A 21,584-nucleotide genomic window follows, 5' to 3' on the forward strand; every position below is an offset into this window, starting at 1 on the left:
TGACATAAGTGATATATGTATCATTCTGTCGAGCAGGGTGTCAACGCCGCAGTTGTGAACAAGGTTATAGCGCTTGTTTCTGGCGTCCCCCTGAGCTATACTTTTGCATTATTTCGGCTAGGTAAGGGTCTCCATGAAGCTCAACGCCAAACTTGTCATTATCATGCTCACACTGCTGGTGCTGGCCATGCTGACCCTCTTTATCCTCAACCAGTCCGCCCAGGACGACCTGGTGCGCGAGATCCAGGAAAGCTCCCAGGAGATCTCCAAAGCGGTCCAGATGAGTATCGCAGATCTTACCTCGGACGCGGAGACCTCCCGCCTGACCGATTATCTCCACGATGCCCGCGACAAGGGCATCAATGAAATCAACATCATCAGCAATGAAGGAGAGATCATCGACTCCTCCGACCCCGAGAAGATCGGCAAGAAGCGGGAGGTGAAGAAACTGGAAAAGGGCATCCGGGCGGTCCAGCGCCCCATCGGCGGTTCCCTGCTTTCCCAGAGGCCCTATGAGGTGGTGGTTCCGGTCATTGTTGGCGATGAACAACTTGGCTATGTGCAGATCAACATGCTGCTGGACAAGATTCGCGACATCCAGCATGCCAACTTCATCCGCCGCTTGTTTGCCACCAGCATGGTGTTCGTGGTCGGTATCGCCCTGACCATCTTTCTGGCGCGCCGTTATACGGACCCGATCCATCGGTTGGTCGATGTCTTCAAGCGGGTTTCGTCGGGCGACCTGTCGGTGACCATCACCGCCGACAGCAAGGATGAGATCGGCGACCTGGCCACCGGCTTCAATACCATGGTGGAGAAGCTGCGTGAACGTGAGGCGTTGGAAAAACGGCTCTATGAGGCCGAGCACCTCTCCCGTGTCGGCCAGTTGGCGTCGGGCATCGCCCATGAGATCCGTAACCCGCTGAACTATATAAGCCTTGCCATCGACCACTTGAGGGCCGACATGCTCCCCCTGTGCGGGGATCGCCAGGAAGAATTGGAGGATCTGGCCGGCAAGATCAAGGAAGAGGTGCGCCGGGCCAACTATATGGTGCTCAATTTCATGAATTACGGGCGGCCGCTCAAGCTGCGCCGGGTGCTGATCCCCTATGAAGATATCCTGGCAAAGACCTTGCCGCTCTTGAACGAGCGGCTGTCGGAGCAGCGCGTCGTCCTGGAGCAGCACCTTGCCCCCGGCCTACCGCCCCTGTGGGTCGATCAGGAGTTGCTGCGCAACTGCATCATAAACTTCGTCAGCAATGCCGCCCAGGCCATGAATGAGGGCGGCACCATCATCCTGGGGGCTGCCAGGGACGAGGCGTCCGGGCGGGTGCGGTTGACCTTTGCCGATCAGGGCAAGGGGATCAGCACGGAAGATCTTACCAAGATATTTCAGCCCTATTTTACCACCAAAGATGTGGGCATCGGCCTGGGCCTGGCGATAACCGAACGTATCATCAAGGAGCATGGCGGTGAAATCCTGGTGGAAAGCCGGCTTGGCGAAGGCACGACATTTACCGTGACGCTGCCGCTTCAGCCGGAGGAGCCGGACAATTCCACAGAACAGGGGGCCGTCTAGTGGCTGCCACACAGGGAAGCATATTGATCGTCGATGACGAAAAGGGACAGCGGGAGATTCTCACCGTTATCCTGAAGAAGGAAGGGTACGACGTTGCCGACGTACCCGGGGTGCGCGAGGCTTTGGAACAGTTGGACCGGCGGGAATTCGACCTGATCATGACCGACCTGAAGATGCAGGGGCAGAGCGGCCTTGATCTCCTGGAGGCGATTCAGGCCGCCGACCCGCAGCAGTGTGTCATCATTATGACGGCGCATGGAACAATTGACTCGGCGGTGGAGGCCATGAAGAAGGGGGCCTTCGATTATCTGGAAAAACCGCTGGAACGTGACAACCTGATCCTCACCTTGCGTCGGGCCTTCGAACGCATCGGGCTGGTCCGGGAGAACCGGGTCCTGCTGAAGCGGGTCGAGCAGATTCAGACCATCCCCACTATCCTGGGCGAACATCCGAAGATGCGGGAGGTCTTCCGCATTGTGAGCAAGATCGCCGCAACCAATTCCACGGTGTTGATCGTGGGTGAATCGGGCACCGGCAAGGAGTTGGTCGCACGGGCTATTCACGACGGCAGCCAGCGTCGGGACAAGCCGTTTATGGCCATCAACTGCGCGGCAATCCCCGACTCCCTGATGGAAAGTGAACTTTTCGGCCATGAAAAGGGGAGCTTTACCGGGGCCAACGCCCGCGAGATCGGCATCTTCGAGGCCGCCAACGGCGGCACGGTGTTCCTGGACGAGATCGGCGAGATGAATGTGGCCATGCAGGCCAAGCTGCTGCGGGCCATCCAGGAAAAGGAGATTCGCCGGGTGGGGGGCAAGGTCAACATACCGCTGGATGTGCGCATCCTTTCCGCCACCAACAAGGAGTTGGAACAGGAGATCAGGCGGGGCAACTTCCGCGAGGATCTTTTCTACCGCCTCAATGTGATCCGCATCAATCTGCCCCCGTTGCGCGAACGGGGCGGCGATGTCAAAACTTTGGCAGAATATTTCGTGAAAAAGTACAGCCAGGCCTCCGGCATAGGGGTGGAGGGCATTTCCCGGCCGGCATTCAAATTGCTTATGAATTACACGTGGCCCGGCAACGTGCGCCAGTTGGAGTCGGTCATCGAGCGTTCCGTGTTGATGGCGGAGAGCAATTACATCGAGCCGGAAGACCTGCCGGCTGAGGTTACCGCGGCGTCTGCCCTGGGTGGCGGCATCCCCTTTGAGCTGCCGCCGGAGGGGATCGCCTTCGAGGAACTGGAAAAGGGGATCATCGTCAAGGCCATGGAGCGGGCCGATTGGGTGATCGGCAAGGCGGCTCCGCTTTTGGGGATGAGCTACAAGACCCTCCAGTACCGCCTGGAGAAGTTCGGCATCGAGAGACCGGAGCGCCGCCCGAAACTTTAGCAGGCTGTCTTGCCGATAGAGATTGTTATGCCAAGCTACCAGAACGCAGCAATCATAACGTCCCAGACTATCCACGCGCTCGGCATGACGCTGTTGCAGGCGGGCAAGGTCAACGAGGCGGCCTTCCAGTTCAGGAAGGCGCTCGGCCTGGCGCCCGGCTTTACGGACGCATACCTCTGCCTGGGGCATTGCCTTCACCTTGCAGGAAGGTTCGATGAAGCCCTCGAGGTGTATGACCGGGCGTTGCGGATTTCGCCGGATAGTGCCCCCGTCTGGAACAACCGGGGTAATGCGCTCTTGGAGTTGTGCCGGTATAACGATGCAGCAGAAAGTTATTCCCGGACCCTGGAGCTGGCTCCTGATTTCCACGACGCCCGAGTGACGCTGGGCACCTGCTATCAGGCCTTGGGGCAGTTTGCAAAGGCGCGGGCTGCCTGCGAGGCGGTTCTGAGGGTAGATCCCAACCACGCCGAAGCCCACTGGAACCGCGCCCTGCTGCTCCTTCTGCATGGCGATTACCACGAGGGGTGGCGGGAATACGAATGGCGCTGGCTGAAACGCAACTTTACGTCGCCGCTGCGGGATTTTGTCCAGCCCCGCTGGCAAGGTGAGCCCATTGGCGGCAAGACCCTCCTGATCCATGCCGAACAGGGATTTGGCGATACGCTCCAGTTCTGCCGCTATGTCCCGCTGGTGGCTGCCCTCGGCGCCCGGGTCGTCTTCGAGTGCCACCCGCCGTTGGCGTCGCTGATGAATATGGTGGGGGTGCGGACGGTTCCCATGGGTGAACCACTTCCCTCCTTTGATCTGCATGTGCCGCTACTCAGTCTGCCGATGATCTTTGGAACGAGCGTGGAGACCATTCCCGGTGAGGTCCCTTATCTGACGCCCCCCGCGGATCGTCTCCCTTTCTGGCGCAGCCTCGTTCCGGATGAAGGACGCTTGAAGGTCGCCCTCTGCTGGGCTGGCAAGTCGTATCCCGATCCCGGCCGGAGTTGCCCGCCGGAGTTACTGGCACCCTTGGCGACAGTAGAACATATCTCCTGGTATTCGCTTCAGTTCGGCTGGAAGGAGGCGTTGCCGTTGCCGATGGCCGATCCAACGGGCCATGTCAGGGATTTCGGCGATACCGCCGCCCTGATTGCTCAACTCGACCTGATCATCACCGTGGATACGGCCGTGGCGCACCTGGCGGGAGCTTTGGGAAAGCCCGCCTGGGTCATGCTGCCCCATGCCCCGGACTGGCGCTGGATGACAGGGCGGGAGGACTCTCCCTGGTATCCGTCGCTGCGCCTTTTCCGTCAGGCGAGGCCTGGTTCGTGGCGGGAGGTCGTCCAGCGGGTGGCGCATGCCCTGGAGAACCGGGCAAGGCCGGCTCGTCTCGCTCCGGCAGACTGATATTCTGCCGCCTGGGGCACCCGAAGCCGTTCATGGAAATCTAATAACTAAACAACGAATTCTTTGTGCCGATAGTATAGTTATGGGGCATTGCTCTGTAACAAGAGACCGAGGAGAAACCCATGAGTTCTTCAACTTCTGATTACACTGTTTCCTTTGATCTGACATCCATCTATCAAAATGTACAGGATCAGCGCACACAGTTGGCTCAGTACGCCATCATGCAGGCGGCGACCTATATGCAGAACAACAAAACAGACCAGGCGGTCTCGGCCTTCAAGAAGGCCTTGGGCCTGGATCCACAGAACACCACCGCTTACAACTATTTAGGCCAGATATACATGTCCCAGGGAAAGAATGCCGATGCCATCAAGGCGTTCCAGCAGATCGTACGGATACAATCCAATGCCGCTACCGCAGACGGTTCGTCCACCGCGCCTACGTTGGCAGATGCCCATATCAGTCTGGGAAACGCCTATTTGCAGAATAAGCAGTACACCCAGTCAGAGAAGGAATATAAAACAGCTGCGCGGTTAAATCCCCAGAATCCGGTTGCCGTTTACACCTTGGGACAACAGTATGTCACACAAAATCGCCTCAGCGAGGCGGAAGCGCAATTTAAACAGGTGCAAAAGTTATCCCCCAAGGATGGCAATGTCTACTATGCCCTGGGGCAGGTTTACAACAAGGAAGGGAAATACGACGAGGCGGTAACAAATCTGGAGAAATCCCTTACCCTGAAAACAAAGTTCCCGTCTGCCAACTATGAACTCGGCGTGGCCTACAACGGGTTGGGCAGGACTGCCGACGCCAAGAACCAACTGTCCATTCTGAAGAACACGGATACCACCCTGGCTTCGCAGCTGCAGTTTATCATCAACAAGCCGCAGATGGTCGCTATCAACACAACCGCCCCCGGAGCATTCAACGACATCCTGGGACCGAGTACCCCCCTCTGGTATCTTGATTCGTCTCTGGCCGTGCCCAACAGTTCAAAGACCTATTCGGTAACCATCAGCTTCACCAATGCCATGGATGTGTCCTCCATCACCAACCCGCAAAACTGGTCGATTTCACGCGCGAATAGCACGGCAGCGGGCTTCTACAATAACATGATGCCGGTAAGCGACAAGGACGCCACAATCCTGAACACCCCTCAGGCGATCACCTATAACCCCCTCACCAACGAGGCAACCGTGAATTTCCGCATCAGTCAGAATGCCGCAGGTACAGCGGTAATTGACCCGTCCCATATCGTCTTCAAGTTCAGCGGGCAAGACGCAAGCGGCCGGAGCATGGATCAGACTGCGGACGAGGTCGACGGATCCAGCACCACCCCGTTTTAAGGTTTTTTGATTGTATTGTAACGGATTTTTCTCTATATAATTAAGAATATACCGTAATTTTAATCTGTGAGAGGTCGCATGTCGTTACCTACCAACCAAAATTTGATTGCCATCGAGGGCGCTGCCACCTATGAGCGGATTCTTGCGGCCATCCGTGATATCGAAATCGAAGAGGCGATCCGGCACCTACAGGATTTTTTGAAGATCTACCCGGAATTTGCCCAGGCTCACAACGATCTCGCGACGCTTAATTATCGAACCGGAAATAACCTCAAGGCCCTGGCCCATTATGAAAAGGCCCATAAACTGGACTCCGCGAACATAACCTACCGCAAGAATCTGGCAGACTTCTACTTTGTCGAATTGGGGTGGTCTGACGACGCCATCTACACCTATCTGGATATCCTCAAGGACAATCCGTTCGACGTTGAGGCCTTAAACTCCCTGGGCTCCATCAGTCTGAGCCTGGGACGCCGGGAACAGGCCCGGCAGTATTTCTCCCGGTCCCTGCAGCTTGACACCCGCAACGGTGATGCAAGGCAGGCCCTGCTACAGTTAGGGGGCGCGCAGCCTTCGAACGACCCCTGCCCGCCTCCTGAGGTTTTTGCTCCCGCCCCGGGAGAGTTGCAGCCGGCGGCACCCGCTCCCGTCACTCCGGCAGCGCCAATCGTTTTTCCCGGATTGCAGCCCGAACCGGCGCGCTCTCCCGAAGAACTCCACCGGGCTGCCCTGACCCTTGCCAACGACGGGCAACCCCATGATGCGGTCCGGCTGCTTGAACAATTGCTGGAGCAGTACGGCAATTACGCGCCCGCTCATAACGACCTGGGCGTCCTCTATCAGCAACAGGGCGACTTGCGGCGTTCCCGCCGCCACCACGAAGAAGCGGTTCGGCTTCAGCCCGTCAACACCGTCTTTGCAAAGAATCTTGCCGACGTCCTCTGTATCGGTTTTGGGGAGGTTGAAGAGGCGCTGAAGATCTATGTTCGACTTCTGACCGCTGCCCCGCAAGACATCGAGATCCTCATGGCCCTCGCCACCATCTGTCTGGAGGTGGGGCAGGAGTCCGACGCCCGTTTTTTCCTGGAGCGTATTCTCGCCGTGCAGCCATGGAATAACGATGCGCGTGCGACCCTCGCGGTTTTAGAAGGCCACATGGGAGCAGAGAGTTGAGATGAAGGTTTCCATGCCCAGCGGACGAACTCACGGGTGGGGGGTCGCCGGGGAGTACTTGACGAAGGAAATTGCGGAGCTGCCGCCTCTCGATGGCGTGACCCTGCACTGTATCAGCGGCCATGACTTCCGCCCCATGCAGCCGGCCGACTGGGATCGGATCAACATCGGCTACTGTTTCTTTGAAAATGATATCGAAGCCCTCCGGCATACCCGTCGGGCCGCCCGCGAATGGGACTTCATAGTCGCCGGTTCGTCGTGGTGCGAGCACCAGTTGCGGATTGGCGGGGTTCGGCAGACAGCCACAATCCTTCAGGGGATCGATCCGGACAACTTTTACCCGACACCGTTTCTTGAAGACGACAGCAGGTTCATAGTCTTCTCGGGCGGCAAGTTTGAGTTCCGCAAAGGGCAAGACCTGGTGATCGCCGCCATGCGTACGTTCATGCAGCGCCATCAGGACGCCTGCCTGGTCTGTTCCTGGATCAACCAATGGCCTTTTTCCCTTGCCACAATGGCCAACTCTCCCCACATCTCGTTCCGGTTGACAAACGACGACTGCCTGACGATCCTGCAGCGGACACTTCACGAGAACGGCATACCTCTGGAGCGGGTCTGTCTGACCCCCCTTGTCGATAATACCCAGATAAGGCAGATCTACCAGCAGAGCGACATCGGCATCTTTCCCAACCGTTGCGAAGGCGGCAACAACATGGTCATGTGTGAGTATATGGCCTGCGGGCGGACGGTCATTGCCAGCGATGCCACCGGCCAGGCGGACATTATAACCGACCGGAATGCCTTTGCCCTTGCCGACTATACGCCTCTGCTGGTCAAGGACGCCGCAGGGCAACCTGCCGGCATCTGGCATGAACCATCCGTCGAAGAGCTTATCGAACAGCTGGAATCGGCCTACCGGAACCGGGACATCCGCCGCCACAAGAGCGCCGTTGCCGCCGAGGACATGAAAAGACTGGCGTGGGACAAAGCGGCGCACCAATTTCATTATATCGCCACGAAGCTTAACAATGCGGCCGCATTCGGCCATTCAAAAACGTGAGGAATATTTGATGGATGTTTCATTCAAAGGGATTGCCCGCCTAGTCTCCTTTGTGGATAAAATCGAGAGTGAAACCTATCCGGAGGCACCCTCTTGCATTCACTCGGAGATTACCGCCAAGGTACTCGAGACGCTCCTGCCCACGTACCAGATCAGTGAGGATGCGCGGATACTGGACATAGGCTGCGGCCAAGGGCCGGCCTTGGATATATTCCGCACCAAAGGGTATCTGTCCGCGATCGGCATTACGTTGAACAACGAGGATGTGCGGGTCTGTCGAGAAGCTGGGCATGATGTGCACAAGATGGATCAATCGTTCCTGGACTTTGGGGACGAGTCTTTCGATTTTGTCTGGGCTCGCCACGTGATCGAGCACAGCATCTTTCCGTACTTTACCTTGACCGAATTCGCCAGGGTACTGGCGAAGGGGGGCATGCTCTACCTGGAGGTGCCTGCCCCTGAGACAGCCTGCCATCACGAGACAAACCCAAATCATTACAGTGTCTTCGGTCACGGCTCGTGGACCTCGCTTCTCGACCGTTGTGGTTTCATTGTCCGCGATACGGTCCGGTTTGCCTTTACCACCCCAATGGGCCCCGATGAGTACTGGGGGTTCATTTGCAAAAAGCCGTAGTCAGCTCAGAACTCATTTCGGGGACAGCATGCAAGATATGAAAATATGGCTTAGCTACGTAGCATACCCGGTAACAACAGCAGTTTATTTCGAACGGGCGCTGCGCAAAATATGCCGAACCACCACCGTTGGACCTCCCCTCCCTGCCGATCTCATTGACAGATGGCAGCTGCAGAACATGAAGCTCCCATTGGGGGAGCAGGATATCTCTACCGGGTTCACCCCGGATATGGCCGAGATCCTCGGTACTATCCCTTCCTCCGAACATCCCGACCTGTACCTCTGGATCGAGTCGGTGGGTGGCCATTATCCCCGGAATCTCGACAAGCTCGCCTGCCCGAAGGTATGCTACCTGATCGACAGCCACCTCAATCTGGAGATGCACCTGAAATGGGCGCAACAGTTTGACCGCGTTTTCATCGCCCAGCGGGAGTATCTGCCGGCATTCCGGGAAAAGGGATGCCAGGTCCACTGGCTCCCTCTTGCCTGCGATCCCGGAATCCATCGTTCCCATCCGCTCAACAAGAGCATCGAGATAGGATTTGTCGGCGGCGTATTCCAAGGGTCGCGCCGCGCGGAGCTGTTGAAGATGCTGTCGGAACACCTCACCGTGCATTACGAACGCTGCTTCTGGGAGGATATGGCCCGCGTCTTTTCGGCCTCGAAGATCGTCTTCAATGAGGCGGTTCGCAATGACCTGAACATGCGGATTTTTGAGGTCATGTCCACCGGCTCCCTCCTACTGACCGACTTGGCAAAGAACAGCGGACAGGATATCCTCTTCAGGGATGGTGAGGATTGCGCGGTATACCGGGATAACGAGATCGTTGACGTGGCCCGCTTTTATCTGGAGAACCAGGCGCTACGGGAGCAGATAGCTGCCCGTGGACAACGCCTTGTTCACAACGCCCATACCTATGGGCATCGGGTCGAAGACCTGCTATCGGTTGCACTTGGTGGTAAGCCGGACACCTTTTCTGCGGAAGAGTTGCGGGAACGTTCCCTCGTCGGCGTGCCGCCGGTGGATGACGGGGTTCACGATTCCGCCTGCATCAGCACTGCCCGGCGCAGCTTCGTCATCCCGGTGCTCGACATGTCACCGGCGAGCGAATACAACGTCACCACCCTGTTGCACGACCTGGAAGGGGTGGAGGGCGACGTGATCGTGGTTTTCAACGGCCAGGAGGTGGCGGAGCAGCTTAAAGGGCACCCCCGCATCGACCGCTACGCCATCATGAAACAGAACATCGGTGTTGCCCGGGCCTGGAACCTGGGGCTGGAGATGGCGGCGACACCGACCGTCTTCATCATGAACGCCGATCTCCATGTGGAGCGGGCCGCCATAGACTCACTCGAACAGGCGCTGCACTCCCTGCCGGATGCCGCCTGTGTCGGCCCACAAGGTAGCTTCGTAAACTTTACGCTGACGAAGGATTATCTCTACTTTGACAAGGGCACCTTTGACAAGCCACGTCAAGTGGATGCGGTTTCCGGGTTCTTCTTTGCCCTGAAACTGGAGCACTTCAACGCACGGCTGATCCGGTTCGAAAACGGATTCACGCCGTGCTATTTCGAGGAATGGGACCTGGGATTGCAGATCAAACAGGCGGGCCTCAAGAGCTACGTCGTCCCCACAACCGCCTACGACCATCACTGGAGCGGCACCATCCGGGCGCTGAGGGAAATTTCCTTTTATGAATGCTCCGAAACGGCTGGGGAGATCCTTCTGCGCAACCGGGCGCTCTTTCTGAACAAGTGGCGGGGGATCGCCGGCCGTGACAACGACCGGGGGCTGTTGGAGAGCGGATTCCCGGCGTATGTTGCCGATCGGGCACAGGCCCTGGTAGCCGAAGGGTGCCTTGATGACGCCGGCAGGTTGCTTTCCGAGGCTGCGCAACACTGTGAAGAGGATGCCAGAATGGCGGCTTTGCGGCGTTTTGTCGATATCCAGGCGTGTAAGTCCAATAATACCCTGCAAGGGACAGGACAATCTCATGATGAAGTACATGCTTAACAAATTGGCAGCACAGGCACGCCAGCCGGGGGCCCTCCAGAAATATGGTGATCTTCCGGCAGCACTTGGTGGATGTGAGCTTATTTTGAGGCGCTCCGGTTTTTACGAAGAGTTCGGAAATATCCCTGAGATGAGGTGAGTCATGAGTTCAATCGAGCGATTTCTTGAGCTTTACATGCAAAAAACTGGACTCCAGGGGTATCAACTGGGCGATGATTTTCACCCGGAACGTCTAGCTCTTTTCCAGTACTGTCTCAATGGGAAAGGCATTGATGTTGGATGCGGTAATCGTAAGACTCATCCTAATTGTATTGGGGTTGATCTAATTGCTGGAGGGGAAACAGGTAAATATGGATGCGTCGCCGGCAAATCGTCTGTTGCTGATATATGTGCTTCTGGAGATGATCTAAACATGTTTATTGATGGAGAACTGGATTTTGTTGTGTCTCGTCATAATCTTGAGCATTATGTTGATATTATTAAGACCCTTGTGGAGTGGAAACGCGTATTGAAGGTCGGTGGAGTAATGGCTGCCGTACTGCCTGATGAAAACTGTATTAACACTATCGCTCTTGACCCGACACATAAGCATGTTTTTACTCCCGAGAGTTTCGGCCGTTATGTTGATTTGATAGGAGGTTTTAAAATAATTGAGATGCGAACGGTCATTGAAAATTGGTCGTTTCTCTGCGTGGCAGAAAAAACATCTTCTTGAAGGATTTGAAGTAAATCATCCATGAATAATGCCTCGTCAGATGATCACAATTCGTGGCAACAAAATCCCATGACAACAAAGCGAAACGCCCTACATAGTCTCGTTGTTTCGACACCTCCTAGCCACAGTGCCGCCACACCCTGCACACCGGAAGAGTGGTTCGCTCTTGGGATTACCTTTACAAAATCCCAGAACTATATTGATGCTGAGCTTTCTTTCCGTAGGGCACTAGAACTGGCGCCGCACTCCCTGGAAACCCTGCTGAACCTTGGGTATGTGCTGGGCGAACAGGGAAAGACGGAAGAGGCGCTCGGCTGCTACGAATCGGTCCTGGCCGAGGCTCCTGGAAACGCCAAGGCGCGCTACAACAGGGCTGCACATCTTCTCCGCAGGGGGGAGCTGGCCGCTGGATTTGCTGACTACGAGGCTCGTTTCGCCGCCATTCAGGATGTGGACTGCCGCGTCTACCCCCAGCCCCGCTGGGACGGTTCCCCTCTAAACGGCCGCAGCATCCTGGTCTACTGCGAGCAAGGTTTCGGCGACGCGATCCTGTTTGGCCGATACGTGCCGCTGCTGGCCGGCCAAGGCGGAAAGGTGGTGCTGGAGGCGCAACCGCCGTTGTTGTCCCTCCTGGCGACACTGCCCGGCGTCGACAGGGTTGTTGCAAAGTCCGCAAATCCGCCGGTCACGGATTGTCATATCCCCCTGCTCAGTCTCCCCCACCTCTTCGGGACGACCCTGGAAACCATTCCCGTCTCTGTACCGTACCTTTTCCCTTCTGAGTCTCTGGCCTCAGTCTGGCGCGCGCGTACAGCTTCTGAGCCGGGTATCCTGCGTATCGGCCTGGTTTGGGCCGGCAAGGAACGCCCTTACCCCAATCGCTCCTGTCCCCCCGAATACCTCGTGCCTCTCCTGGCCACGCCGGGAGTCCGCTTCTTCTCCCTGCAGATCGGCGAACGGGAGCGGTTTCCCCTTCCGCCGGAGTTTGCCGCAGGGGTGATCGACCATACGGATGGCATCAGGGACTTTGCCGATACCGCCGCCCTGATCCTCACCCTCGACCTGGTCATCACCATCGATTCCGCAGTTGCCCACTTGGCCGGCGCGCTCGGCAAGCCGGTCTGGATCCTCCTCCCCTGTGCCGCAGACTGGCGCTGGCTGGAAGACCGGAGCGACTCCCCCTGGTATCCGACCATGCGGCTGTTCCGGCAACCGGGCCCAGGCGATTGGGGGGCGGTGCTTAATGAGGTTACAGGAACGTTACGCGACGTGACAACGCACGAAGCAGTGGGGGCCACCCTGACGGACGAGCAGTGTGATTCCCTGTTCCGGGGGGCCATGGAGTCCCTTGAGCAGAACGTCCCAGACGCCGCTGTCGCCCAATTTCTCAAACTTTTGCCGTTGTTCCCGGACAATCCGGCTGTCTGGTTCAACCTGGGGCGCGCCCGCCGTCTCCAAAGAAACCGTGCCGATGCGGAGAAGTGCTTTCGCCGGGCGCTCCTCTTGAAACCCGACAGCCCCGACATCTGGCTCGCCCTGGGCCGCCTCTACCTGGAACTGAAGGCGTTCGAGGAGGCAGAGGCGTGCTTGGGGAAGGCGCATGAACTCGCGCCGGGATCGGTTGATATCTTGCTCGACCTGGGTGCTGCGTTGGTCCCCCAGGGGAAAACAACAGAAGCCTTCTGCTGTGACCAGAAGATCCTCGCCATCAAGCCCGACTGCACGGAAGCCATCTATAACATGGGGTTTTTGCAGCTGCGCAGCGGTGATTTTTTGCCCGGCTTCGCCAACTTCGAACAGCGCCTTTCCATAGAGAGGTTTCAGATCGACCCGCGCATCTATCCCCAGCAGCGGTGGGATGGTTCCCCCCTGGCGGGGAGAACCATCCTCGTGTTTGGGGAACAGGGCATGGGTGATTCAATCCAGTTTTCCCGCTACATCCCCCTGATCGCCCAACGCGGCGGCACGGTCGTTTTTGAAGTCGAGAAGCCGCTTGTCCCGCTGTTCAACTCCCTCCCCGGCGTGGCACAGGTTGTACCGAAATCCGGGACGCCGCCGGCGACGGATGTGTATATCCAATCACTCAGCCTCCCGCATATCTTCCACACAACTATCGATACCGTGCCGAACCGCGTTCCTTACCTCGCTCCTGAGCCGTCAAAGGTGGCGGCGTGGCGACAGTTGTTGGCGGGCGATTCTGCATTCCGTGTCGGGTTGGTCTGGCGCGGCAATCCCCGGAATCCGCTGGACCAGGACCGTTCCAGTTCATTGGCGGCATTTTCGCCACTCGCAGCTCTCGATGGCGTCAGCTATTACAGCCTCCAGGTGGGACCCGCTGCGGAAGAGGCCGTGTCTCCGCCCGCAGGCATGGAGATCACGGACCTGACCAGCCGGTTGGAAGACTTCTCCGATACCGCCGCCTTGATCGCCAACCTCGATCTGGTCATAAGCATCGAGACAGCTGTTGCCCATCTGGCCGGCGCGCTCGGCAGGCCGGTCTGGGTGCTGTTGTCCCATAATCACTGTTGGCGCTGGCTTGTCGGGCGGGATGATTCGCCCTGGTATCCCACCATGCACCTGTTCCGGCAGGAACGTCCGGGGGATTGGGGCGGAGCGGTCCAGCGGGTCAAGAATGCCTTGGAGTCATTGGTACGTGAACGAGCAAACTGAACAGGGCCATATGGATATCGAATCATGCTATCAGCTCGGAGCGCTGCTCAAGGAACAGGGAGACATCCTTGGGGCGGAGCGCTGCTTCAGGCGGATCGTCGAACAGGCCCCCGATCTCCCGGACCCGCAGCACAGCCTGGGGGTCGTGCTGCAACTCCAGGAACGGCTGGTGGAGGCCATCGGGCACTATCGGGCCGCCATTGCCCTCGATCCCTGTTTTGTGAAGGCCCACTACAACCTGGCCACGGCCCTCTGGCGGAGCGGTTCGTACCAGGAGGCAATGGCTTGTGCCCGCAAGACCATAGACCTCGATCCGGCACATGCCGAGGCCCATGGGCTGCTCGGGCAACTCGCGCTCCTGACCGGAGACCTCGGCCACGGGTGGGATGAGTACGAGTGGCGCTGGGAGACGAGAGAGGGCAGTACCAAGAAACAGGACCTGGGCCGGCCCCAATGGGATGGTTCTCCGTTGGCGGGTAGAACGCTCTTGATCCATATGGAGCAGGGCCGGGGCGATATGATCCAGTTTATCCGGTATGCCCCGCTGGCGGCAGCCACGGGAGGACGGGTCGTCGTCTGCGCCCTGCGGGAACTGGTGGCGCTTTTGGCAACCGTCGAGGGGATAAGCCAGGTCGTGGATCGCCAAGGGCCGTTGCCGGAGTTTGATGTCCATATCCCCGTACTCAGTCTCCCCCGCGTTTTGGGGACGACCCTGGAAACGGTTCCCAACCGGATTCCCTATCTGAGACCGGACCCGGCAAAGGTTGCGGCGTGGCGGCAGCTCATGCCGGCCAACGGGCGGGTGCGCGTCGGCCTGGTCTGGGCCGGCCAGGAAAAACCGGACCCTTTCCGTTCCATGCCCCTGAGCGCGTGTGTACCGCTCCTTTCCCTCCCGCACGTGGACATCTACTCGCTGCAAATGGGCAGGGGCGTGGAGGAGATAACGTCTCTTGCGGCGGGGGGCGCGATCATCGACCACACCGCACGGATTTCCGATTTTGCCGATACCGCGGCACTGATCGCCAATCTCGACCTGGTCATCACCATCGACACTGCCGTGGCCCATCTGGCCGGTGCACTCGGCAAGCAGGCCTGGATATTGTTGCCGTTCGTGCCGGACTGGCGCTGGCTGCTGGCGCGTGACGACTCACCCTGGTACCCCACCATGCGCCTGTTCCGGCAACAGTCTCCCGGAGATTGGCACGGCGTCGTGGAGCGGGTTCGGGAAGCGCTGGAGCAACGTCTCGGCAGCCCAGCCTTCCATAATCAACGTGGCATTGAACTGCTGCAGGCTGGGCAACCCGGAGCGGCTGAGCAGGCTTTTTCCGCGGCCATTGCCTTCGCCCCGGATTATGCCGAGGCCCACAGCAATCTCGGGGCAACCCTTGATAACCAAAAGAGATACAGGGAGGCGCTCGCCAGTTACCGAACCGCCCTCTCGCTCAAACCTGATTTCGTCCAGGCCCTGTTCAACATGGGCAATGTCCATCGGGAATTGGGCGAGCTTGCCGAGGCGCGGCGTTGCTACGAACAGGTTCGGGAGTTGTCGCCGGGTCTGCCGCAGGCAGACCTCTGCCTGGCGCAGATCTGGAAGGAAGAACGGGACTTCGCGCGGGCACGCGGTTGCGTGGAACGGGTACTGGCGCTCAGGCCCGATGACGCCTCTGCCCTGCACAGCCTGGGAGAAATCTGCCAGGCCGAGGAACGGTTTCCGGAGGCGATCGAGGCCTACCAGCGGGCGTTGGCGATCGAGCCGGGCAACGTCAAATCACAGAATATGCTCGGCATGGTCTTTCATCTGATCGGCAGTCTCGAGGCCGCTGAGGAGTGTTACCGGAAAGCACTCGCAGCCAAGCCTGACGCCCTGACGGTGCTCAATAACCTGGGGGCCGTCTATCAATCCCAAGGGCGATTTTCCGAATCGGTGGCCGTGCTGCGACAGGCTGTTGCCGTTGATCCTTCCTATGCGGAGGCGCACTGGAACCTGGCGCTGTCGCTCCTTGCCCGTGGCGAGTACCGCGATGGGTGGCTGGAGTATGAATGGCGCTTCAAAAAATCCAATCCGGTCCCGGAACGTCATTTTGACCAACCCCGCTGGGATGGTTCCCCTCTCGACGGCAGGACCATTCTGCTCCATTGCGAGCAGGGATTCGGCGATACCCTGCAGTTCATCCGCTATGCGCCGCTGGTAGCACAGCGGGGCGGCCGTGTCGTTGTGGAGTGCCAGACGCCGGCACTGAAACGTCTGATCGCGGGCGTTGCCGGCGTCTCTGACGTCATTGCCGCCGGTGAGGCCTTGCCGAGCATGGACTGTCATGCCCACCTCCTGTCACTGCCGCTGATCTTCCAAACAACGGTGGCCACCATACCGGCTGATGTTCCCTACCTCCGTGCCGACCCGGCGGATAGGGCGATCTGGCGCGGCCGCATGGGATCGGCTGAATCCCTGAAGGTCGGTCTGGTCTGGTCCGGCCGTCAAAACCTGGTGCTCAACAGGAAGCGCACCTGTAATTTGAGCATCTTTGCGCCCTTGGCCGCCGTCCCGAACGTGATCTTTTACAGCCTCCAGGTGGGCGATGGCGCCGAACAAGCGACTGAAGCGCCTGTCGGCCTGCACCTGGTTGACCTTACCGCCCATATACGGGATTTTGCCGACACTGCCGCCTTGATTGCCAACCTGGACCTGGTCATCACCATCGATACCTCGGTCGCACACCTGGCCGGCGCGATGGCCAAGCCGACCTGGGTGCTTCTTCCCCATGTGGCTGATTGGCGCTGGCTGGCGAACCGTGAGGATTCCCCCTGGTATCCGGGTACGCGTCTCTTCCGGCAATCCGTTCCGGGCGATTGGCAGGGGGTGGTGCGATCGGTCGCATCGGCGCTGGAACAGTATCGCAGCGCAGCTTCACCGGTGGCTCCGGGCCCGGTTTTTTTGAACGCCTCCTCTCCGGGTGAAGCAAACGCCGGCGTGCCGGTTACGTGTCCGCCGCCGCCGGGACTGGCGAAGCGCCCCCGTGGGCTCAAGGTGGGGCTGGCCTGGTCGGGACGCCAGAACAAGGTGCTGAACCGCAAGCGCTCATGCCCGTTGGCCGCCTTTACGCCACTCGCAGATGTCCCGAACGTGACCTTTTACAGCCTGCAAGTGGGCAGCGGGGTGGACCGGGCTACCGAGCCGCCGCCCGGCATGGCGTTTTTGGACCTCACCGGGCATATCCATGATTTTGAGGATACGGCGGCGTTTATCGCGAATCTGGATTTGATCATAACCATCGACACCTCTGTTGCCCATCTGGCAGGAGCGATGGGCAAGCCGGCATGGGTGCTTCTCCCCTATGCCGCCGACTGGCGCTGGTTGACAACAGGTGGGGACAGCCCCTGGTATCCCGGCGTTCGCCTGTTCCGCCAGCCGGATCTCGGTGAATGGGATGCGGTGATCCAGGCGGTTGCCGAGGCCCTGAACGAACGTGCTTCCAGCGGGTGGGGCGAATGCCCTCCGCAGCCGCGATGCCCCGGGCCGGCGCGGTTTTCTGAGGAACGGGCCTGGCTGGAACGCTCCCTTGACGGATATCTGCGGGAACGTACCTTGAACCCGTCCGACCCGGTCGCCCACCTGAATGTGGGAGCGGCGCTGGGGTTGCTCGGCAGGCACCGGGAGGCGATTCCCCACTACCGGAGAGTGTTGGAACTGTCTCCGGAACATGTGCAGGCACACCTGAACCTTGCCTTTTCCCTGCTGGCCCTGGGAGAATTTGCCGAAGGATGGCGCCACCACGAATGGCGCCACGCAATGGTCGATTCGCAGCTCCCCCCCTGGCCGCTGCTCCAACGATCAGGCCTGGGGAGGCCCCCCGGGGGGCAAAGACTCCTCGTACACAGTGAACAGGGGTATGGCGATACCATTCAATTCATCCGCTTCATTCCGCACCTTGCAGACCTGGGATACTGTGTGACGGTAACGTGCCAACCGGAACTGGCGACGCTCGTCGGCTCGGTGCGGGGGGTCTCCCGGGTCGTGCCGCATGGGGAGTCGCTTCCCGTGTGTGATTTGCAGGTGCTGCTTCTCAGTCTCCCCTACCTGTTCGGCACGACACTGGAGACACTGCCGGACGAGGTGCCGTATCTCGCACCTCGCCCGCACCAGGTCGTTCTGTGGCATAACCGTTTGTGCGGATCATCTGAGGCGGGAGGGGACCAACCCTGATTTTAACTTTTTTTGCGGCACTCATTTTTTCCTAAAGAAATTTCACCAAAGAACGATGAGTATATTAAGCGCAGAAAGCGCACCCGGTAGAATGGCCGGGCACAACCCCAGAAAGGAGCATCACCATGGCAATCAATGATATTTCTCTCACATCGGGCATGCGGAACAACCTCCTCGCACTTCAGCAGACTTCGTCTGCAGTCTCGCAGACCCAGCAGCGTCTGAGCAGCGGCAAGAAGGTTAACTCCGCCCTTGACAACCCCACCAACTTTTTTGCAGCTCAGTCGGAAACCCAGCGCGCCAGCGACCTGAACGACCGTAAGGACGGCATGAGCGAGGCGGTCCAGACCATCCAGGCTGCCAACGCCGGCATCACGGGCATCACCGCCCTGATCCAGTCGGCCAAAGGTCTGGCCAGCCAGGCTGCATCGACCAACGACACAACAGCTCAGGCAACCTACTACTCCCAGTTCCTGTCGATCACCTCGCAGATCACCACGTTGGCCAGCGACTCCGGCTACCGCGGTACCAACCTGCTGACCAACGGTACGCTCTCCATCGAGTTCGGTCAGAAGACCGGCGACTCCAACCTCACCATCAATGGTGTCAACGGCTCTGCCGCTGGCCTGGGCGTCAGCGCCAGCGCTACGTGGGTTGGCTCGACAGGTAATGCTACGTCCACCTCCGCATTCATGGACAACGCCCTCAGCACGCTGCGTTCCAACGCTTCTACCCTGGCCAGTAACCTGTCCGTCATCACGACCCGCCAGGACTTCACCACCAGCATGATCAACACGCTGCAGACCGGCGCCGACAACCTGACCCTGGCCGATATGAACCAGGAAAGCGCCAACATGCTGGCACTTCAGACCCGTCAGTCTCTGGGCACCACCGCCCTGAGCCTCTCGTCTCAGGCAGCCCAGTCTGTTCTCAAACTCTTCTAGTAGAGGGTGGGAGTGACAGAGAATCGGTAAATATAAAGGGAGGGGACTTTGGTCTCCTCCCTTTATTGCTTGACAGGGGTAAGCCATATCGGTACAAAATGCACAGTCCGCCAACCGCCGCCTCCAGGCAACCTGCAACGACAGAAAAAATTACTCAAAAAGCTGATTACTATGCCACTAAAACTTACCCTCAAGCCCCAAGAAAAGGTCATCATCGGAGGCGCCGTCGTCAAGAACGGGGCTTCTACCTCTCATTTCACCATCGAAAACAACGTCCCTGTCCTGAGACAGGCGGATATCCTCACCGAAGCAGAGGCGACGACACCGTGTCGCCGGATCTATCTTGCCCTCCAGCTCATGTATATTGACGAGGACAATTGTGCCGTCACGCTCCCCATTTTTAGTGCCCTCGTCGATGAGTTGCTGGAGGCCGTACCAAGCATGAAAGAGTTGATTTCAAAGACAAATCAGTATACCCTGAACAAAGAATACTACCAGGCGCTGAAGCAGGCCAAAAAACTCATCGCCTATGAAGAGGAGCTCCTAATCAATGTATCAAAATCCTGTTGATGCCTACACAACAATGCAGAAGGAGTCGCTCAGCGGAAGGGAACTGGAGGCGTCGGTGCTCTCCCGTGCCGCTCTCATGCTGAAACAGGTGCAGGAGAACTGGGATGCGTCAGATCGCGACGCGAAACTGAGAGAGGCGATAAAGTTCAACCAGAAGGTTTGGAGCTTCTTCCAGGCCGAGTTGAGCAGTCCCGAAAACCCGCTCCCGCAAAATCTGAAGGAGGACATCCTTAACCTCAGCCTCTTCGTAGATAACCACCTTTTTAATGTCTTGGCCTTTCCCGAACCCGAAAAACTCTCCATCGTCATCGATATCAACTTCAACATCGCCACCGGCCTGCGGACCAAACCGTCCGAGCAATAACCCGGCTATTCGACCGTAAGGGCGTATCCCTTCCTTTCGAGACACTCGATTACTTTGCGCATATGTTCGAAGCCGCGGGTTTCGAGTTCAAGCGATACGTCGGTTCTGCCGAGGGCCAATGATTTGGAACGTCTGTCGTGGCTGATGTGGAATATATTTGCGCGTGTTTCTGCAATATCCGTGGCTAACCGGGCCAACGCTCCGGGGAGGTCATCGAGCTCAATCGTCAGCTTCAGGTAGCGCCCCGCAGCCAACAGTCCCCGTTCCACAACGAGCGCGATGGTCTTGACATCGATATTGCCGCCCGACAGCAGGCAGAGGGTCTTGCCTTTCAGATTCCGTACCTTGCCGTGCAGCACCGCCGCCAGGGGAACGGCGCCGGCTCCCTCCACCAGCAGTTTCGTCCGCTCCAGGAGCGATACGATGGACTGGGCGATTTCCTCTTCCTCAACCTGAACGATTTCGTCGACACAGGCGCGGATGATGGGCACCGTCAGCTGCCCCGGGCGCTTTACGGCAATGCCGTCGGCGAGTGTCACCTTTACCGGCACCTCGCAGGGAGCGCCTGCCGCAAACGAGGCCGACATGGACGGGGCGGCCGTGGATTCGACGCCGATAATGCGGATGTGGGGTGCGCGCTCCCGCACCGCCGCCGCCATGCCGGCTATCAAGCCGCCTCCCCCTACCGGGACCAGAAGGTTTTGCACGTCCGGCAACTCTTCCAGTATCTCCAGGGCTATGGTGCCCTGGCCAGCCATGACCAGTTCATCGTCGAAGGGGTGCACAAAAAGGGCGCCGGTGGAACGCTGGGCCTCCTGCGCCGCTTCGCAGGACTCATCGAAATTTTTACCGATCAGCACGATGTCGGCGCCGTAGTCGCGGGTGGCCTGAACCTTTTGGGGCGGGGTGATCTCCGGCATGTAGATGGTCGCCTTGACGCCCAACAGGTCCGCCGAAAAGGCCACGCCCTGAGCATGATTTCCCGCCGATGCGGTAATGACGCCATGCTTCAGGGCCTCTTTCGTCTGGGCGGTCATGAAGTTGAGAGCCCCCCTGATCTTGAAGGAACCGGTACGTTGGAGGTTTTCACACTTGAAGAACAGCGGCACACCCAATTTCTCGGTATAGTGGTGCGAGTAGATCAGCTCCGTGCGGCGGACGCGTTTCCTGAGGCGGTCGTAGGCTTCCTGTATGAGTTCGTAAAAGGGCATGGCACGTGGGCTCTCCAAAGGGTATTTATGTCATAGTACCAGACGGGTCAAGCAGGGTCAAATGTGAAGAACCGCCGCGTTGACTCATATTAAAAGGTAACCGAAGGCTTGATACGTTGCCTCATATTGTAGGTAACCTGACGATGTGGAAGATTGCCTTGAGCTTTGCTTCAATCTTCGCTTTCAGTGTAAAGGGATTGAGTGAATTGTAAAGGGCTTCCAGTGTTGTCTTTGCCTCATCCGTGATGTCAACTGACGCAGCGAGTCTTTGATAAGGTGTTCTTGGCGGTTCGTATTTCCGGACATATTTCGAG

General features: G+C 58.4%; 16 protein-coding genes and 1 pseudogene. 15 read left to right on the forward strand and 2 right to left on the reverse strand.

Translation table 11 applies throughout. The features are described from left to right. The first annotated feature begins 133 nt into the window (after positions 1 to 133). The 15 genes from ET418_RS13875 (at position 134) to flaF (ending at position 20,059) form a co-directional block, all read left to right on the forward strand. Complete coding sequence (locus ET418_RS13875; RefSeq protein ID WP_149308495.1) at positions 134 to 1,579, forward strand: sensor histidine kinase; 1,446 nt, start codon at positions 134 to 136, stop codon at positions 1,577 to 1,579. Further along, positions 1,579 to 2,970, forward strand: coding sequence for a sigma-54-dependent transcriptional regulator (locus tag ET418_RS13880; RefSeq protein WP_149308497.1), 1,392 nt, complete (start codon positions 1,579 to 1,581; stop codon positions 2,968 to 2,970). The genes ET418_RS13875 and ET418_RS13880 overlap by 1 nt, the downstream gene beginning before the upstream one ends. A gap of 27 nt (positions 2,971 to 2,997) precedes the next feature. Continuing rightward, the gene (locus tag ET418_RS13885) at positions 2,998 to 4,368 is read left to right on the forward strand and encodes a tetratricopeptide repeat protein (protein WP_149308499.1); all 1,371 of its coding nucleotides are present in this window, start codon (positions 2,998 to 3,000) and stop codon (positions 4,366 to 4,368) included. A gap of 122 nt (positions 4,369 to 4,490) precedes the next feature. Beyond that, positions 4,491 to 5,714: a tetratricopeptide repeat protein gene (locus ET418_RS13890; RefSeq protein WP_149308501.1), complete on the forward strand. Its 1,224-nt coding sequence runs from the start codon at positions 4,491 to 4,493 to the stop codon at positions 5,712 to 5,714. A gap of 78 nt (positions 5,715 to 5,792) precedes the next feature. Beyond that, positions 5,793 to 6,887: a tetratricopeptide repeat protein gene (locus ET418_RS13895; protein WP_149308503.1), complete on the forward strand. Its 1,095-nt coding sequence runs from the start codon at positions 5,793 to 5,795 to the stop codon at positions 6,885 to 6,887. Positions 6,888 to 6,945: 58 nt separating this feature from the next. Further along, a complete protein-coding gene (locus ET418_RS13900; RefSeq protein WP_246153091.1) occupies positions 6,946 to 7,947 on the forward strand; it encodes a glycosyltransferase family 4 protein in 1,002 nt (333 codons plus the stop codon). Positions 7,948 to 7,957: 10 nt separating this feature from the next. Then, on the forward strand, positions 7,958 to 8,581 hold the full coding sequence (locus ET418_RS13905) for a class I SAM-dependent methyltransferase (protein ID WP_149308507.1): 624 nt from the start codon (positions 7,958 to 7,960) through the stop codon (positions 8,579 to 8,581). Positions 8,582 to 8,759: 178 nt separating this feature from the next. Next, positions 8,760 to 10,595 carry a glycosyltransferase family protein gene (locus tag ET418_RS13910; protein WP_188055571.1) on the forward strand — a complete coding sequence of 612 codons (1,836 nt, stop codon included), beginning with the start codon at positions 8,760 to 8,762 and terminating at the stop codon, positions 10,593 to 10,595. Then, positions 10,576 to 10,734, forward strand: coding sequence for a hypothetical protein (locus ET418_RS18185; protein WP_188055573.1), 159 nt, complete (start codon positions 10,576 to 10,578; stop codon positions 10,732 to 10,734). Before ET418_RS13910 ends, ET418_RS18185 begins: the two co-directional genes overlap by 20 nt. A 3-nt stretch (positions 10,735 to 10,737) precedes the next feature. Next, the gene (locus tag ET418_RS13915; RefSeq protein ID WP_149308511.1) at positions 10,738 to 11,310 is read left to right on the forward strand and encodes a methyltransferase domain-containing protein; all 573 of its coding nucleotides are present in this window, start codon (positions 10,738 to 10,740) and stop codon (positions 11,308 to 11,310) included. A 69-nt stretch (positions 11,311 to 11,379) separates the two neighbouring features. Next, on the forward strand, positions 11,380 to 13,980 hold the full coding sequence (locus ET418_RS13920) for a tetratricopeptide repeat protein (protein WP_188055575.1): 2,601 nt from the start codon (positions 11,380 to 11,382) through the stop codon (positions 13,978 to 13,980). Further along, the gene (locus ET418_RS13925; RefSeq protein WP_188055577.1) at positions 13,964 to 18,181 is read left to right on the forward strand and encodes a tetratricopeptide repeat protein; all 4,218 of its coding nucleotides are present in this window, start codon (positions 13,964 to 13,966) and stop codon (positions 18,179 to 18,181) included. The genes ET418_RS13920 and ET418_RS13925 overlap by 17 nt, the downstream gene beginning before the upstream one ends. Positions 18,182 to 18,306: 125 nt before the next feature. Next, entirely contained in the window at positions 18,307 to 19,125 is an 819-nt protein-coding gene (locus ET418_RS13930) for a flagellin N-terminal helical domain-containing protein (protein WP_149308517.1), read from the forward strand. A gap of 48 nt (positions 19,126 to 19,173) precedes the next feature. Continuing rightward, positions 19,174 to 19,695 (forward strand): flagellar biosynthesis repressor FlbT, encoded by a 522-nt coding sequence (locus tag ET418_RS13935; RefSeq protein ID WP_246153093.1) that lies wholly within the window; start codon positions 19,174 to 19,176, stop codon positions 19,693 to 19,695. Beyond that, complete coding sequence (gene flaF, locus ET418_RS13940) at positions 19,676 to 20,059, forward strand: flagellar biosynthesis regulator FlaF (RefSeq protein WP_149308519.1); 384 nt, start codon at positions 19,676 to 19,678, stop codon at positions 20,057 to 20,059. Before ET418_RS13935 ends, flaF begins: the two co-directional genes overlap by 20 nt. Before the next feature lie 5 nt (positions 20,060 to 20,064). Here flaF and ilvA read toward each other — a convergent pair whose 3' ends face one another. Together ilvA and ET418_RS18315 are read right to left on the reverse strand one after the other, a co-directional pair. Continuing rightward, a complete protein-coding gene (gene ilvA / locus ET418_RS13945; RefSeq protein WP_149308520.1) occupies positions 20,065 to 21,270 on the reverse strand; it encodes a threonine ammonia-lyase in 1,206 nt (401 codons plus the stop codon). 121 nt (positions 21,271 to 21,391) lie between these two features. Beyond that, positions 21,392 to 21,584, reverse strand: a pseudogene (locus ET418_RS18315) (hypothetical protein); the annotation flags it as partial.

It is taken from the genome of Oryzomonas rubra, assembly GCF_008369015.1.
In the GTDB taxonomy this organism is placed as follows: domain Bacteria; phylum Desulfobacterota; class Desulfuromonadia; order Geobacterales; family Pseudopelobacteraceae; genus Oryzomonas; species Oryzomonas japonica.